Source organism: Cupriavidus necator N-1 (assembly GCF_000219215.1).
GTDB lineage: Bacteria > Pseudomonadota > Gammaproteobacteria > Burkholderiales > Burkholderiaceae > Cupriavidus > Cupriavidus necator.
The window spans coordinates 242,469-257,484 of the sequence record NC_015723.1 but is presented as its reverse complement, the minus strand read 5'-3'; the positions used below and the strand labels follow the sequence as shown (position 1 = coordinate 257,484).

The window sequence follows — 15,016 nt, the reverse complement described above, 5'->3', positions numbered from 1 at the left end:
GGTGTTGGCCGCTTATTGCGCCAGCGCCGGTTCCTGCCGGCGCACGCCGGTGCGCTGCAGCGCGCCGACATCGACGATCAGCGCCACGCTGCCGTCGCCAAGGATGGTCGCCGCCGAGATGCATGGCACCTTGCGGTAGTTGGTTTCCAGGTTCTTCAGCACCACCTGGTGCTGGCCGATCAGCTGGTCCACCAGCAGCGCAAAGCGCTTCCCCTCGGCCTGCAGGATCACAGCGATGCCCTGCGTGGGTTCCTGCAGCGCGCCGGCCACGTTGAACACGCGGTGCATTTCCAGCAGCGGCAGGTATTCGCCGCGCACGTGCATGACGCGATCGGAGTTGGCGGCGGTGTGGACATCCTCGGCCTTGGGCTGCAGCGACTCCATCACGCAGTTCAGCGGCAGGATGAAGGTCTCTTCGCCCACCTTGACCGACATGCCGTCCAGGATCGCCAGCGTCAGCGGCAGCACGATGCGGATGGTGGTGCCCAGGCCCGGGCGCGAGCTGATCTGGACGTGGCCGCCCATCTCCTGGATATTGCGCTTGACCACGTCCATGCCAACGCCGCGGCCGGACACGTCGGTGACGACTTCGGCGGTGGAAAAGCCCGGCGCGAAGATCAGCTGCCAGACCTCTTCATCGGTGATGGCCTCGGACACCGGCAGGCCGTTCTGGATGGCCTTGGCCAGGATGCGCTCGCGGTTCAGGCCGCCGCCGTCGTCGCTGACTTCAATGACGATATTGCCGCCGTGGTGCTGCGCGGACAGGATCAGCTGGCCGGTCGCGTCCTTGCCGGCGGCCACGCGCTTGTCAGGGGTTTCGATGCCGTGGTCCAGGCTGTTGCGCACCAGGTGCGTGAGCGGATCGATGATGCGTTCGATCAGGCTCTTGTCCAGTTCGGTGGCCTTGCCGAAGGTGACCAGGTCGATCTGCTTGCCAAGCTTGCTGGCCAGGTCGCGCACCAGCCGCGGGAAGCGCGAGAACACGTAGTCCATCGGCATCATGCGGATCGACATCACCGCTTCCTGCAGGTCGCGCGCGTTGCGCTCGAGCTGGCCCATGCCGGAGAACAGGCGGTCGAACAGCACCGGGTCCAGCGCAGAGGCGGTCTGCGCCAGCATCGACTGCGTGATCACCAGCTCGCCCACCAGGTTGATGATCTGGTCGACCTTTTCGGTCGGCACGCGGATCGAGCCTTCGCCGTGCGCGGCGCTCGCCTGCGGCTTGGCCTTCTCGCGCGCGGCGGCGGGCGCTGCCGCCGCTGCTACGGGGGCCGCCGCGACCGGGACGGGCGCCGGGACCGGCGCCTCGACCACCGCTGGGGCGGCGGCAGGTGCCTCGGCTTCGGCTTCGATCACGATCTGGTCCAGATCGATCACGAAGCAGCACACCGCGATGATGTCGTCGGCGCTGCACTGGGTGTTGAGCCACACCACCAGTTCGCCATTCACCTCCTGCTGGCCGGTGATCTCGCCCAGGTTGGCCAGTTCCTCGCGCAGCAGCGCCTGGTCAGAGGCGGAAACCCGGATCAGGCGGATCTTGAGCCCGCCGCCCGTGGCAGCGGCAGCGGGGGTCATTGCGGCAACAGGAGCGGGCGCCGGGGCCGGGGCGGCAGTTGCGCCGGCATCGCCGGCGGCTTCCTGCGCCAGCTGTTGCAGCACGGCGCAGATGCGCGCCAGCGTTTCCGGATCGGGTTCGGTGCCGTTGCGGTAGGCGTTGAGCTGGTCTTGCAACACGTCCTTGGTTTCCAGAAAGGTGTCGATGATGGTCCTGGTCAACGCCAGTTCCTGCCGGCGCGTGCGGTCCAGCAGGTTCTCGAAAATATGGGTGGTCTCGGTCAGCGCCGCGAAGCCGAAGGTGGCGGCCCCGCCCTTGATGGAGTGCGCCGCCCGGAAGATCGCGTTCAAATGCTCGGGATCGGGCGACTCAATGTCCAGGCCGAGCAGCAGCTGCTCCATTTCGACGAGCAGTTCTTCCGCTTCCTCGAAGAAGGTCTGGTAAAACTGTGTGATATCGATATCGACAGACATGGCGTCCTGAGTCACTTGGTTACTGCACTGGCGCTGCCGCAGCGGCTGCGCGTCATGGTTTGCTGCCCGTGGGCGCAGGCGCGGGCGCGGAGGCCGCTGCCAGCCCCGCCTGCATCTCCTGCACAGCCTTGCCGGCCTGCGCCGCCACCGAGACCTCTGCGGCGCTGGCGTTCTCGGCCTCGAAGCGCGCCTGGGCCTTGTGGTTGAGCACCACGATGCTGATGCGCCGGTTCACCGGCGCCAGCAGGTCTTCCTTGTCCAGCGGCATGGTTGCGGCCAGGCCCAGCACGCGCAGCACCTTGCCTTCCTGCATGCCGCCGGCGATCAGCTCGCGGCGCGAAGCGTTGGCGCGGTCGCCCGACAGCTCCCAGTTGCTGTAGGTGCGCTCGCCGTTGGAATAGTTGGCCGCATCGGTATGGCCCGACAGGCTGACCTTGTTGGGCAGCTCGTTCAGCACCGGCCCGATCTCGCGCAGGATGGTGCGCATATAGGTCTCGACCGTGGCGCTGCCGGTGCGGAACATGGGCCGGTTCTGCGTATCCAGGATCTGGATGCGCAGCCCCTCGCTGGTGATGTCCAGCAGCAACTGCGGCCGGAACTGGCGCAGCACTGGGTTGTTCTCAATGATCTGCTCAAGGCGCTGCTTGAGCGCGCGCAGGCGCTGCGCTTCCTGCTGCTCGTTGCGCCGCTGCTCGTCGCTGGGTTCGTTGGCGCGCGCGCGCATGGTGTCGCCGTCCTTGCGCAGCGCGTCCTGGCCGCCGCCCGGGATCACGCTGGGCGTCTGGCTGCTCCGCTCGCCGCCGACGACGGCCACCTTGAGCGGCATGCGGAAGTACTCGGCAATGCCTTCCAGCGTCTTCTTGTTGGCGCTGGAGAGCAGCCACAGCACCAGGAACAGCGCCATCATCGCGGTCATGAAGTCGGCGTAGGCGATCTTCCAGCTGTGGTTGCCATGCGGTTTGGCGTGCGATTTCGCCCGGCGGACGATGATCGGACGCATATCGTGTGCGCTGCTCATGACGGTGCCCCTTGCTGCTTGCGTGCCTTAATTCAGGCTCTTGACTTCACGCACGTGGTCGTCGAGCTCAAGGAACGACGGCCGCACCGTGGAGTACAGCACCTTGCGGCCGAATTCCACCGCCACCAGCGGCGCGTAGCCGTTGAGCGAGGCCAGCAGCACCACCTTGATGCATTCGTAGACCTTGACGTTCTCGGACACCTGCAGCTCGATGCGCGCGGCCAGCGGCGAGACAAAGCCATAGGCCAGCAGGATGCCCAGGAAGGTGCCGACCATGGCGTGCGCGATCAGCGCGCCCAACTCGGCCGGCGGCAGGTCGGCCGAACCCAGCGCATGCACCACGCCCATCACCGCGGCAACGATGCCGAAGGCGGGCAGCGCGTCGCCGACGCGCGACAGCGCATGGGCGGGGATCTCGGCCTCGTGGCGGAAGGTCTCGATCTCGTGGTCCATCAGGGCCTCGATCTCGAAGGCATTCATGTTGCCGTTGACCATCATGCGCAGGTAATCGGTGAGGAATTCCATCACCACCGGATCCGACAGGATGCGCGGGTACTGGCTGAAGACGCTGCTGGCGGCGGGGTCCGCGATTTCCTTTTCCAGGAACAGGATGCCCTCGCGCCGTGCCTTGGACAGCAGCACGTACAGCAGCGACATGACGTCCAGGTACAGCTCTTTCTTGTACTTGGAACTCTTGAACAGACCCGGCAGCGCCCTGGCGGTGGCCTTGATGGCCTTTGCTGTATTGGTGGCGATAAAGGCACCGAAGGCGGCGCCCCCGATGATTACAAATTCCGCCGGTTGATATAGCGCGCCCATGTGGCCGCCGGTCATGGCGTAACCGCCAAGCACCGCCACAACCACGACGACATAGCCAAGAACTACTAGCACGATCGGATCCCCGTCTAAAAACGCGCGTCAGCCACGCTCATTTGCCCGTTGCACGGGCGCACGGAGAGAATCCGTCCGCCAGCGCAGCAAGCTTGCCAGCCGGCGGACCTTGACCAGGATCAGGTGTTGGTCTGCACGGCGGCGGCGTCTTTCGAGAGCTTCTTCACTTTCCCTGCGCGTGACGGCGGACGGCACAGGCTGCACACAAAGTTCGCGTGCGGCTCATACGCGTGCGTGACAAACTGCCCGCCGCAACACGTGCACCGGGACAGCTGCAGCATGTTGCTCTCGAAGAACCGTACTAACGTCCAGGCACGCGTGAAACTTAAGACAATTTCGCCGCCGAGCAGCGAAACATGCTCAAGGTACAGGCGGTAGGCAGCCACCACCGCGCGAATGCCTACGGTCTCGCCCTCCTGCACCATGAACTGGTAGGCAGAGAAGAACAGCGAGGAATGGATATTCGGCAGCCAGGTGGTGAACCAGTCCGTCGAGAAGGGAAGCATGCCCTTGGGGGGCGAGACGCCGCGCAGCTCCTTGTACAGGCGGATGAGCCGGTCACGCGACAGCGTGGTCTCGGCTTCAAGCACCTGCAGGCGCGCACCCAAGCCGATCAGCTCGATCGCAAGCTGGGTCTGGTTGGCATCCTGGAGCACGCTCTTGCGGCTGGGAACGGAGGTGGCCGTGTAACTCCGGGTCGGCTCGGCCTGCAGGAGCGCGGTCAATTGAGCGACTCCACAGGCTGGCGTGCAAGCAGGATCGCGGCGTGGATCTGCTGCATGTCATGGCTCTTGGCCGTGTGGGTGAGAGTGGACAGAAGCGCATGGTCGTCGAAGCGGAACCTGCACAGCACCATGTTGGATGCCGCCAGCTTGACGAGTTGCGCGGAAGTCAGCTTGGCAAGAATATCCGCGATTTCCTTGCTGACCCCGAGCCGGAACATGGCTTCGACCTGGTTTTCGCGCACCAGGCGTTGCGCGAGCAGCAGATAGGCGAGATTAACCTCCCTGATCTCCTGGAGAACTTCACTGCTTTCCAATTTATCCCCGCTACCAAAAACCCGCCGTGGCCGCTTGTCCGGCGCTTACCGATGCCCTCGCGGGCCCGGCGACCAGATCGTTTGTATGCGGCTGGGCGGGTACAACGTACGACTAAGGAACTACGCCCGTGTCCAACTGTAATCAACCCCGTTACAAGTGTTACAGAGTGTAAGCAAGACTGTTACGTTTATATCGGCAATCCACCCGCAATGCCAATCCCTACTTACGCGGGGGGGGAACCAAATGTCGCATGAAACATACATGAGCGCGCACATTTTGTAACATGTCACATCTCTGACACTTGATCTGGCGCAAGCCAGTCTCGCAAACGTCATATCTGCAAACGCGCGACCAGCGCCCTCGGTAGCCTGCTGGAATCCTCTATTGACGAGTGCCGCCTATTGCGCTTAGCGCGCAAGCACTGTCCGTCATCCCAGTACGAGATTCGTGGCCGGATGCAGCGCGCCGGATGCCAACCGCGCCCTCAGTGCCCAAACATGCGCCGCAGCCACGCCGCCAGCCGGGCGAACACATCGTCGGGCGCTTCGCGGAACAGCGCCGGGCGCATGCGCTCCACCTGCTCCAGCACGCGCGAGGCTTCTTCCGGCCGCACCGAGCCGTATTCCAGGGCCAGGCCCAGCATGCCGCGCAGCTCGCCCACGCGGGCGCGGCCCGCGGCTTCGCTGTCTTCGGTCTGCAGCGCGTACATCAGGTCATAGGCGCGCTGGCGCAGGCTTTCGGCCAGGCGCCATGCGGGCGTGCGCATGCGCTCTTCCAGCACGCGCACGTCTTCGGCCGAAGCCGCCACCTGCGTGGCGAGCGCCTCGGTGAAGGCCGCATCGGCGCCGCATTCCGACAGCACCTGCGCGGCCCATTCGCGCGCATGCGCCAGGCGCTGGTCCGGCGTCCAGTCGGGCTGCACTGCCAGCCCGAAGCCAAAGCGCTGGGCATCGCGCATCAGCGCCGCCAGCGCATTGGGCAACTGCTTGTCGAACACGCGGCGTGCCCAGCCGTATTCACCGCCGGACAGCAGCCGCGAGACCGCGCGCTCGGTGAGCGGGCCGTTATGCTGCAGCAGCCGCGCGCGCAGGAATTCCTGGAAATCGGGCGGCAGGAACTCGCGGTCCAGGCCGGTCGAGACCCCGACGAACTGCTCGAATTCCTTGCGCAGCCGGGCCGCATCGTCATGCGGCAGGGCCAGGTTGATCTCGGTCGTCATAGCCTTGCCATCCGGGCCGCCGCGCGGCCCGTTGCCAGTGGGGATCAGAACGCGCTCCAGTCGCCGTTGTCGGCTGCTGCCAGCGCGGGGCGCGCGGTCCTGCCTGCCACCAGCCGCGCCGGCTGCGCGGCGACAGCATCAGCCGCCTCGGGTGCGGCGGCATGGTCCGCCGCAGGCACAGCGGCGGCCTTCGTGCTGGCAGGCAGGGCCTTGGCGACCCGCTTGCCGGCAGCGATGGCGCGCACCGCGCCGGCGGCACGAGACGCCCTGGCCGGCAGCGCCGTCGCCGCAGGCAGGGGCTGGGCCGCGAACGAACCCGCGCGGGCATCCTCAGCCGCCAGGCGGAACGTCGCCACGGCCGCCTGCAGCCGGCTGGCCTGCTCTTCCAGCGCGCCGGCAGCGGCGGCAGCTTCTTCCACCAGTGCCGCGTTCTGCTGCGTGCCCTCGTCCATCTGCGCCACGGCCTGGTTGACCTGCTCGATGCCCGCGCTCTGCTCCGCCGATGCCGCGCTGATCTCGCCCATGATGTCGGTCACGCGCTTGACCGCCTGCACGATCTCGTCCATGGTCTTGCCAGCCTGGCCCACCAGCGCCGAGCCGTTATCCACGCGCTCCACCGTATCGCCGATCAGCCCCTTGATCTCCTTGGCCGCGTTGGCGCTGCGCTGCGCTAGGCTGCGCACCTCGCCCGCCACCACCGCGAAGCCGCGGCCCTGCTCGCCGGCGCGCGCCGCTTCCACCGCCGCATTCAGCGCCAGGATGTTGGTCTGGAAGGCGATGCCTTCGATCACGCCGATGATGTCGACGATCTTCTTCGACGCATCGTTGATCTCGTCCATGGTCTGCACCACCCGGCCCACCACTTCGCCGCCGCGCAGCGCCGTCTCCGACGCATTCGCCGCCAGCCCGCTGGCCTGGCGCGCGTTGTCCGCGTTCTGGCGCACCGTGCTGGTCAGTTCTTCCATGCTCGACGCCGTTTGCTCCAGCGCTGCCGCCTGCTGCTCGGTGCGCTGCGACAGGTCGTTGTTGCCCGCGGCAATTTCACGCGAGGCGCTGCCGATGGATTCCGCCGACACCTTGAAATCGCGCACCATGCGCGACAGCTGCTGCTGCATCTGCTGCATCGCATAGACCAGGCTGCTCTTGTCGCCTGCGCGCGTGGTCACCGGCGAGGAGAAGTCGCCTTCGGCAATGCGCGCGGCAATCGCGGCCGCATAGGCCGGCTCGCCGCCAAGCTGGCGCGACAGCGCCCGCGCCAGCAGCACGCCCAGCAGCACCGAAAGCGCCAGGCCGCCCAGCACCAGGCCCAGCATCCACAGGCGGGAGGCGTTGTAGACGCTGCGCGCTTCTTCCATGTTGTTGCGGGCGCGGTCGTCGCGGCGCTTGACCATCTGGAACATCACCGCTTCCAGCGCATGGCTGTCCTTGAGCAGGTCGGCGCTCTCGGAGAACACCTGGCTTTCAAATTGCGAGGTATCCAGCGGCTGCTTGCTGACCAGTTCGACGTACTTCTCCATGCGTGCGCGGAAAGCCGGCGACAGCTCCTGGTACTGCTTGACCAGTGCCTTGCCCTCAGGCTTGTCGAAAACGCCCGCGACCTGGCGGATGCGTTCGTCCATCGCGCCGAGCGACTTCACGATCTGCTCCTTCTCGGCCGAACGCTCGCCCATGGTCGATGCCGACAGCAGCGCGATCTGCGCACGGCTGGCATAGACCAGGTTGATATTGGCGTCCTGCACAGCCTTCAGCGCCTGCAGGTCGCCGTTGTAGATCTTGCCGGTCCAGTCGGCCATGCGCCCCATGTTGACCACACCCAGCAGCCCCATCACGGCGCCGATCACGGCAACGACCAGGAATCCGGCAACCAGCCTGGTCGTGACGCGCAGTTGATTGAACCAATGCATAGCAACTCCCCCTTGTAACTGAAGCCTCGGGCGCGGCGTGCCGCACCCTTTTTGTACGCATGCAGGTCGGTGTTCCCGCGCCTGCCTCGTCTTTGATTCGGACTGGCCTGGTTCCGTGGACTAGGCCTGTGCCAGTGACTGGGCCGCGTCGGCACGCGCATGGGCCGGCAGGCGCTGCGGACGCACCTCGGCCTGCATGCTGACGCGGAACGTGGCAATGGCGTCGCGCAAGCGCATGGCTTGCTCTTCGAGCGAGCCCGCGGCGGCGGCAGCTTCTTCCACCAGCGCCGCGTTCTGCTGCGTGCCCTCGTCCATCTGCGCCACGGCCTGGTTGACCTGCTCGATGCCCGCGCTCTGCTCGGCCGACGCCGCGCTGATCTCGCCCATGATGTCGGTCACGCGCTCGACCGCCTGCACAATCTCGTCCATGGTCTTGCCCGCCTGGCCCACCAGCGCCGAGCCGTTGTCCACGCGCTCCACCGTATCGCCGATCAGCCCCTTGATCTCCTTGGCCGCGTTGGCGCTGCGCTGCGCCAGGCTGCGCACCTCGCCCGCCACCACCGCGAAGCCGCGGCCCTGCTCGCCGGCGCGCGCCGCTTCCACCGCCGCGTTCAGCGCCAGGATGTTGGTCTGGAAGGCGATGCCTTCGATCACGCCGATGATGTCGACGATCTTCTTCGACGCATCGTTGATCTCGTCCATGGTCTGCACCACCCGGCCCACCACTTCGCCGCCGCGCAGCGCCGTCTCCGACGCATTCGCCGCCAGCCCGCTGGCCTGGCGCGCGTTGTCCGCGTTCTGGCGCACCGTGCTGGTCAGCTCTTCCATGCTCGACGCCGTCTGCTCCAGCGCCGCCGCCTGCTGCTCGGTGCGTTGCGACAGGTCGTTGTAGCCCGCGGCCACCTGGCGCGTTGCCGTGGAGATGCTGGCCATGCCCTCCTGGATCTCATGCACCACCGACTGCAGGCTGCGCTGCATGGTCTGCATGGCCTGCGCCAGTGCGCCGATCTCATCCGCGCTGCGGTGCTCGAAGCGGGTGGTCAGGTCACCCGCGCCCATGCGCAGCGCAAAGTCCAGCATGTGGCGCACCGGACGGTGCACGCGCGCCAGCAGCATGGTGCCGGCCGCGAACGACGACGCCAGCGCCAGCGCAAAGCCGCCCCACAGCCACGGGCGCACCGCGGCCACGCCTGCGCCGCCCAGGGCTTCCACCGCAACCAGTGCGGCCAGGAACCACACCATGCCGCCGGCCTGCGCCCACAGGATGCGGCGCTTCAGGTTCAGGCGCAGCAGGCCCTGCACCAGGCCGCGCAGCCCGGTGCGCACCACGGCGCCGTGGCGGATCGCCAGCCCCTCCGCGCGGCCGGCGCGCAAGCGTGCGTAGGCGGCGCCGGCGGCTTCCACCTGCTCGCGCGTCGCCATCGACCGCACCGAGGTGTAGCCGACCACGCTGCCATCGACGCGCGTGGGCGTCACGGCGGCGTTGACCCAGTAGAAGTCGCCGTTCTTGCGGCGGTTCTTGACCACGCCCATCCAGGTGCGGCCGGCCTGCAGGTCCTGCCACAGGTCGGCAAACGCTTCGGGCGGCATGTCGGGATGGCGCACCAGGTTGTGCGCCGCACCGAGCAGCTCTTCGGCCGCAAAGCCGCTCGCCTCGATAAAGGTGCGGTTGGCAAAGGTGATCCGGCCCTTGAGGTCCGTGCGCGAGATCAGGTAGTCCGATGGGGAGAGCTTGTATTCGCGCTGCGTAACGGGTTGGTTGTTTCGCATCTATGACAATACTGCAGGCCCGGGCGCGGCAATGTGCTGCACCCTGGGCGGGTTCGGTCCGGCAGGCGGGTGCCGGCCGGACAACGTTGGCGCTGCCGCGGGATCAGGCCACCGCGTCGAGCGCGGCGAGTTCTTCGGTGTTGAGCAGCTTCTCGATGTCGACCAGGATCAGCATGCGTTGCTCGACCGAGCCCAGCCCGCGGATGTAGTCGGTCGCCAGTTCGCCGGAGAAATGCGGCGTGGGCTTGATCTGCTCGGCGGCAAGGGTCAGCACGTCGGACACGCCATCCACCACGATGCCGGTGGTGCGGTCGTTGAGGTCGACGATGATGACGACCGTGTACTGGTCGTAGCTGACGTTCTGCTGGCGGAACTTGATGCGCAGGTCGATGATCGGCACGATGATGCCGCGCAGGTTGATCACGCCCTTGATGTAGTCCGGTGCGTTGGCAATCTGGGTGACCGACTCGTAGCCGCGGATCTCCTGGACCTTCAGGATGTCGACGCCGTATTCTTCCCGGCCCAGCGTGAAGGCCAGGAACTCCTCGCCCGCGCCGTCTGCCTTGTCGATGTGCTTCATCGTCTAGCCCCCCAAAATTGGCTCATGCTGGTTTGCTGGCGCTGCTGCGGCCAAGGCCGCTGGCTGGCACCGGGGCATGACTTCGCCCACCAGTGTTTACGGCAGCAATCCGGCTGACTGAAGGGCGACGCCCGGCTTCCCTTACCCTTCCGAGGTAGGGGGCGCGGTGGACAGCAGCGCCGTCACGGCCTGCATCAGCTGGTCAGGATCGAAGGGCTTGGGCAGGAAACCCGAGGCGCCGGCGGCGCGGGCCTGCTCGCGGATGCTGCCGTCCTGCTCGGTGGTCAGCATCAGGATGGGAATGCACGCATAGCGCTCAGTGGCGCGCAGGCTGCGGATCAGCGTGAGGCCATCCATGCCGGGCATGACCTGGTCGGTGACCAGCATGCCGAAGCTGGCGCCGGCTGCGAGCGCATGTGCCTGATCGCCGTCAGCCGCCTCGGTCACGTCAAACCCTCCTGCGCGCAGGCAGGCGCCGATCATGCGGCGTAGAGAAGGAGAATCGTCGACGACGAGGATGCTGGGCGATGACATGGGCGCCTCCGGTTTGCAGGACTCGATTGATCCGCCAGGATGGACACACGGGCAGCGCAGCCGGCGACGGACGGGCCGGCGCAGGGCTGCGCTGCAAACGCTGGCAGCCTGCCAGACCGGTTATCGGCCGCGTTGCGGGCGAACTTTAGCCGTCAGGCGCCGCCGCCCTGCTCGCGCAAGGCATCGGCAAAACCGGCAGCATCCAGCGGCAGCGACAGCAGGTAACCCTGCACCTCGTCGCACCCCATCTCATTGAGGATTTCCAACTGCGATGCCGATTCAACGCCCTCGGCCACCACCTTCATGCGCAGTTCGTGCGCCAGCGCCACCATCGAGCCGACGATGGCGCGGCCCTGCGCATCGGTGTCGAGCCCGCCGATCAGCGTGCGGTCGATCTTGAGCGTGCCCACGCGCAGGCGTTTGAGATAGCCCAGGCTGGAATAGCCACTGCCAAAATCGTCCAGCGCCACCTGGATGCCGAGCGACTGCAGCTCAGCCAGCGTTTCCAGTGACTTGCCGATATCCTTCATCGCCGCGGTCTCGGTGATCTCCAGCGTGATCGCCGAGGGCGGGATGTCGTGCTGGTGGATCTGCTCGAGCAGGTATTGCGGGAAATTTCGGCTGGCAAAGCGCAGCCCCGAGACATTGATCGCCACCGGCACGGTGGGCACGCCGGCGTCCCGCCACTGGCGCACCTGGCGGCAGACGCTGGTCAGGACCCAGTCGTCGAGCTTGTCGATCTGGCCCGACTGCTCGGCCACGGTGATGAACTCGGCCGGGCTCACCTGGCCCAGCGCGGGATGGCGCCATCGGCATAGCGCTTCCGCCCCCACCAGCGTGCGCCGGCGCGCATCGTACTTGGGCTGGAACTGCAGCGACAGTGCGTCGTCCTGGATCGCCAGCCACAGGTCGCGCCGGATCACGCGGGTGCGGCGCGCGCGTTCGCCGGCGGCGCTGTTGAACAGGCGCACCTGGTTCGAGCCGCTCTGGCGGGCCTCGGCCAGGCTGACGCGCGCGGCCTGCATCAGCGCCTCTGAGGTCTGCGCATCGCGCGGATAGATGGCAATGCCGATGTTCACGCCGATCTGCATCTGCAAGCCGCGCGCGGCGATGAACTCGGCCAGCGAGCCGAGCATGCGCGAGCCCAGTTCCTGCGCGCGGCCATGGTGGACCAGCTCGGGCACGCCCACGGCAAACTCGTCGCGCGCCAGCCGGGCCAGGAAGTCGTGCGGCTCCAGCACCGCCTGCGCCAGCGCGCCGGCGTCCTGGGCCAGGATATCGTCGGCGCGGATCTCGAAGACCTCGTCGACCTCGCGGTAGTCGGCAATATGGATCAGCAACACGGCGCAGCCGGTCTCGGCCAGCCGCGCCTGCGCGATCGCCTGGTCCAGCCAGCGGCCGAAGGCGACGCGGTCAGGCATCGTCGTTGCCACGCTGTACTCGCCCACCGTGCCCTGCCCGCGCGCGGCGGCACGCACGGTAAGACGGCCGGGGCGGCCGGGAATGCGCGCGCCGCGCCGCGCCAGCCGGGGCTCGTGCCCGCGCGGCAGGCCATGCGCCTCGTCCGCCAGCTCATCGGCCAGGCCGGCTTCGTGGTGCGCCGGCAGCAAGCCACGCGACTGCGCGCGGTGGACGGCGAACATCAGCGCGCACAGCGCGGTCAGTCCGCCCGCCAGCCAGGCGGGGTGCGGCAGGCCGGCGGCATCGATGCAGGCGCGCGCCGAGGCCGAGCCCGCGCCACAGGCGCGGCCCAGGTGCGTGCCAGCCGCCGCCACCAGCCCGGCGCCAGCGACGACCGCCATGATCGCCGCACCACGCCACAGCCGCGTACCCTGGCGCAGCCACTGCACCAGCAGCTTGGCAGCCGCGGTGGCGGCCGCGGCGGCAGCGAAGCTGGCCGCCATCTGCGCCGTGTCGTTGGCCGCCGGCACGCTGCCCGACAGCATCACCACCAGCACGGGCACGCTTACGCTCAGCTGCGACAACAGTGCCGCCGACCAGGTCAGCGTGCGCAGCGAGCGGCCACCGGCTGACTGGTCCGCACGCCCGGCACGAACGCCAAGGGCGGCGGCCACGCCCAGCAGGGCAGCCAGCAGCAACAGGACGGAACTCAGGGCAATCATTGGGCTGCGCGATGATGAAGAGAATGCGCGAAGAAGGTCAGGACGCGGGGCAAACCCCGCATCATGGCATCTTGCAGTCGCCGTGTGAACAAGGCAATGGTGGGGACAATAGTCTAGAACGCGCTCCAGTCATCATCGGCCCCGGCAACGGCCAGCGCGGGCCTCGCCGCCGGACGGCCTGCCGGCAGCGCCGCCGGCCGCACCGACATGGTGCGTGCGGTGCGGCCAGCGACAGCCGTCGCGGCCGCGCCTGCCCCCACTCCCGTACCCGTGCCAAGGTTGAACACCGAGACCACGTTCTTGAGCTTCTGCGCCTGTACTTCCAGCGCCCCGGCTGCGGCGGCGGCCTCTTCCACCAGCGCGGCATTCTGCTGCGTCACCTCGTCCATCTGGGTCACCGCCTGGTTGACCTGCTCGATGCCGCTGGTCTGTTCCTGCGACGCGGCGCCGATCTCGTTCATGATGTCCGTCACGCGGCGCACGGCCTGGACGATCTCGCCCATGGTCTGGCCGGCTTCGGCCACCAGCCGGGTGCCGCTCTCCACGCGCTGGCCCGACTCGCCGATCAGCGCCTCGATCTCCTTGGCGGCCGAGGCCGAGCGCTGCGCCAGGCTGCGCACCTCGCCCGCCACCACAGCAAAGCCGCGGCCCTGCTCGCCGGCACGCGCGGCTTCCACCGCCGCATTGAGCGCCAGGATATTGGTCTGGAAGGCAATGCCCTCGATCACGCTGATGATCTCGACCACCTTGCGCGAGGCGCCGTTGATCTCGTTCATGGTGTCGACCACGCGGCCCACCACGTCGCCGCCCTTGAGCGCGATCTGCGAGGCCTCGTTGGCCAGCACGCCAGCCTGGCGCGCGTTGTCGGCATTCTGTCGCACCACCGTGGTCAGCTCTTCCATGCTGGCCGCGGTCTGCTCCAGCGACGAGGCCTGTTCCTCGGTGCGCTGCGACAGGTCCAGGTTGCCGGTGGAAATCTGCTGCGTGGCCGATGCCATCGAATCGGCGCCGGTGCGCACTTCGGCAACGATGCCCGACAGGCTGGCCTGCATCGCGGCCAGCGCCTGCATCATGCGGCCGATCTCGTTCTTCGAGACGCTAGCGATGCGCGAGGTCAGGTCGCCGCGGGCGATGCGCTCGAACACAGCCAGCGCCTCTTGCACCGGCGTGACGATGGCGCGGTTCAGCGTGACCGTGCACAGCACAGCGACCGCCAGGCCCAGCACGATCAGCACGATCGACAGCATGCGGATGCGCGCAAAGCTGGCCTGCGCGGCATCGAAGTTGGCCTGCCCGGCAGTCATCTGGAACTTCTGCAGCTTCTCGTGCACGCCCGACATGCTGCGCTGCAGGTCAGGCAGCACCTTCTTCGCCAGCCGCAGGGCCTCTTCCTGGTTGCCCGCCAGCGAGGCCGCCTGCAGCGGCAGCACGCCCTGCTCCATGAACACCTGGCGCTGCTTGCCCAGTTCCGCGGCGAGCGCCTTTTCCTCAGGATTCTGCGGCAGGCTCATATAGCGCTTCCAGGCAGCCTCCGAAGCCTCAACGAACACCCTGGAGCGGTCCACGTGAACCTTGGGATCGTCCTGCTCGCCCTGCATCACGTTGCGGTCCAGCGCCAGGCGCATGCGCGTGGTGGCCTGCATCGCCTCGCTGAGCGCGACGGTGGAGCCGAGCTGGTTGGCATAAGTCTCCCTGAGGGCATCATTGCTTTGTGAAATACCGTGCAGGCCGGCACCGCCGACCAGCAACAGCAGCAGCGACAGCATTCCCATGGCGCCCCGCAGCAGGGTCTTGATCTGGATATTGTTGTGGAAGGACATGAATGAAAGAAGACTGTGCAACCCGCGGGGCACACCCCTGGCCCCGTTCCGGCAGGATCGACGCCCAGATGATCCGCCCTGCCCGGATA

The 15,016-nt window shown here is 67.3% G+C and carries 12 protein-coding genes; all 12 read right to left on the bottom strand.

Going from position 1 to position 15,016, the window contains the following annotated elements; genetic code table 11:
- Nucleotides 1-12 precede the first annotated feature (12 nt).
- The 12 genes from cheA to CNE_RS19195 all read right to left on the bottom strand — a co-directional run bounded on the left by cheA (nt 13) and on the right by CNE_RS19195 (nt 14,927).
- Nucleotides 13-2,028, bottom strand: coding sequence for a chemotaxis protein CheA (cheA, locus tag CNE_RS19250; protein ID WP_013951940.1), 2,016 nt, complete (start codon nt 2,026-2,028; stop codon nt 13-15).
- Nucleotides 2,029-2,080: 52 nt separating this feature from the next.
- Nucleotides 2,081-3,046 carry a flagellar motor protein MotB gene (gene motB / locus CNE_RS19245; RefSeq protein WP_013951939.1) on the bottom strand — a complete coding sequence of 322 codons (966 nt, stop codon included), beginning with the start codon at nt 3,044-3,046 and terminating at the stop codon, nt 2,081-2,083.
- Nucleotides 3,047-3,073: 27 nt separating this feature from the next.
- Complete coding sequence (motA, locus tag CNE_RS19240) at nt 3,074-3,937, bottom strand: flagellar motor stator protein MotA (protein WP_013951938.1); 864 nt, start codon at nt 3,935-3,937, stop codon at nt 3,074-3,076.
- A gap of 119 nt (nt 3,938-4,056) precedes the next feature.
- Entirely contained in the window at nt 4,057-4,662 is a 606-nt protein-coding gene (flhC, locus tag CNE_RS19235) for a flagellar transcriptional regulator FlhC (RefSeq protein ID WP_013951937.1), read from the bottom strand.
- Nucleotides 4,659-4,976 (bottom strand): flagellar transcriptional regulator FlhD, encoded by a 318-nt coding sequence (flhD, locus tag CNE_RS19230; protein ID WP_010812713.1) that lies wholly within the window; start codon nt 4,974-4,976, stop codon nt 4,659-4,661. The genes flhC and flhD overlap by 4 nt, the downstream gene beginning before the upstream one ends.
- Nucleotides 4,977-5,461: 485 nt before the next feature.
- Nucleotides 5,462-6,196, bottom strand: a complete 735-nt coding sequence (locus tag CNE_RS19225; protein WP_013951936.1) for a DUF4088 domain-containing protein — start codon at nt 6,194-6,196, stop codon at nt 5,462-5,464.
- Nucleotides 6,197-6,240: 44 nt separating this feature from the next.
- Complete coding sequence (locus tag CNE_RS19220) at nt 6,241-8,100, bottom strand: methyl-accepting chemotaxis protein (RefSeq protein ID WP_013951935.1); 1,860 nt, start codon at nt 8,098-8,100, stop codon at nt 6,241-6,243.
- A gap of 120 nt (nt 8,101-8,220) precedes the next feature.
- Nucleotides 8,221-9,870 carry a methyl-accepting chemotaxis protein gene (locus CNE_RS19215; protein WP_013951934.1) on the bottom strand — a complete coding sequence of 550 codons (1,650 nt, stop codon included), beginning with the start codon at nt 9,868-9,870 and terminating at the stop codon, nt 8,221-8,223.
- A gap of 103 nt (nt 9,871-9,973) precedes the next feature.
- Nucleotides 9,974-10,450, bottom strand: coding sequence for a chemotaxis protein CheW (locus CNE_RS19210; RefSeq protein ID WP_013951933.1), 477 nt, complete (start codon nt 10,448-10,450; stop codon nt 9,974-9,976).
- A 141-nt stretch (nt 10,451-10,591) separates the two neighbouring features.
- On the bottom strand, nt 10,592-10,984 hold the full coding sequence (locus tag CNE_RS19205; protein ID WP_013951932.1) for a response regulator: 393 nt from the start codon (nt 10,982-10,984) through the stop codon (nt 10,592-10,594).
- 152 nt (nt 10,985-11,136) lie between these two features.
- Nucleotides 11,137-13,107 carry a putative bifunctional diguanylate cyclase/phosphodiesterase gene (locus tag CNE_RS19200; protein WP_013951931.1) on the bottom strand — a complete coding sequence of 657 codons (1,971 nt, stop codon included), beginning with the start codon at nt 13,105-13,107 and terminating at the stop codon, nt 11,137-11,139.
- A 113-nt stretch (nt 13,108-13,220) separates the two neighbouring features.
- Nucleotides 13,221-14,927: a methyl-accepting chemotaxis protein gene (locus tag CNE_RS19195; RefSeq protein ID WP_013951930.1), complete on the bottom strand. Its 1,707-nt coding sequence runs from the start codon at nt 14,925-14,927 to the stop codon at nt 13,221-13,223.
- Between the last annotated feature and the right edge of the window lie 89 nt (nt 14,928-15,016).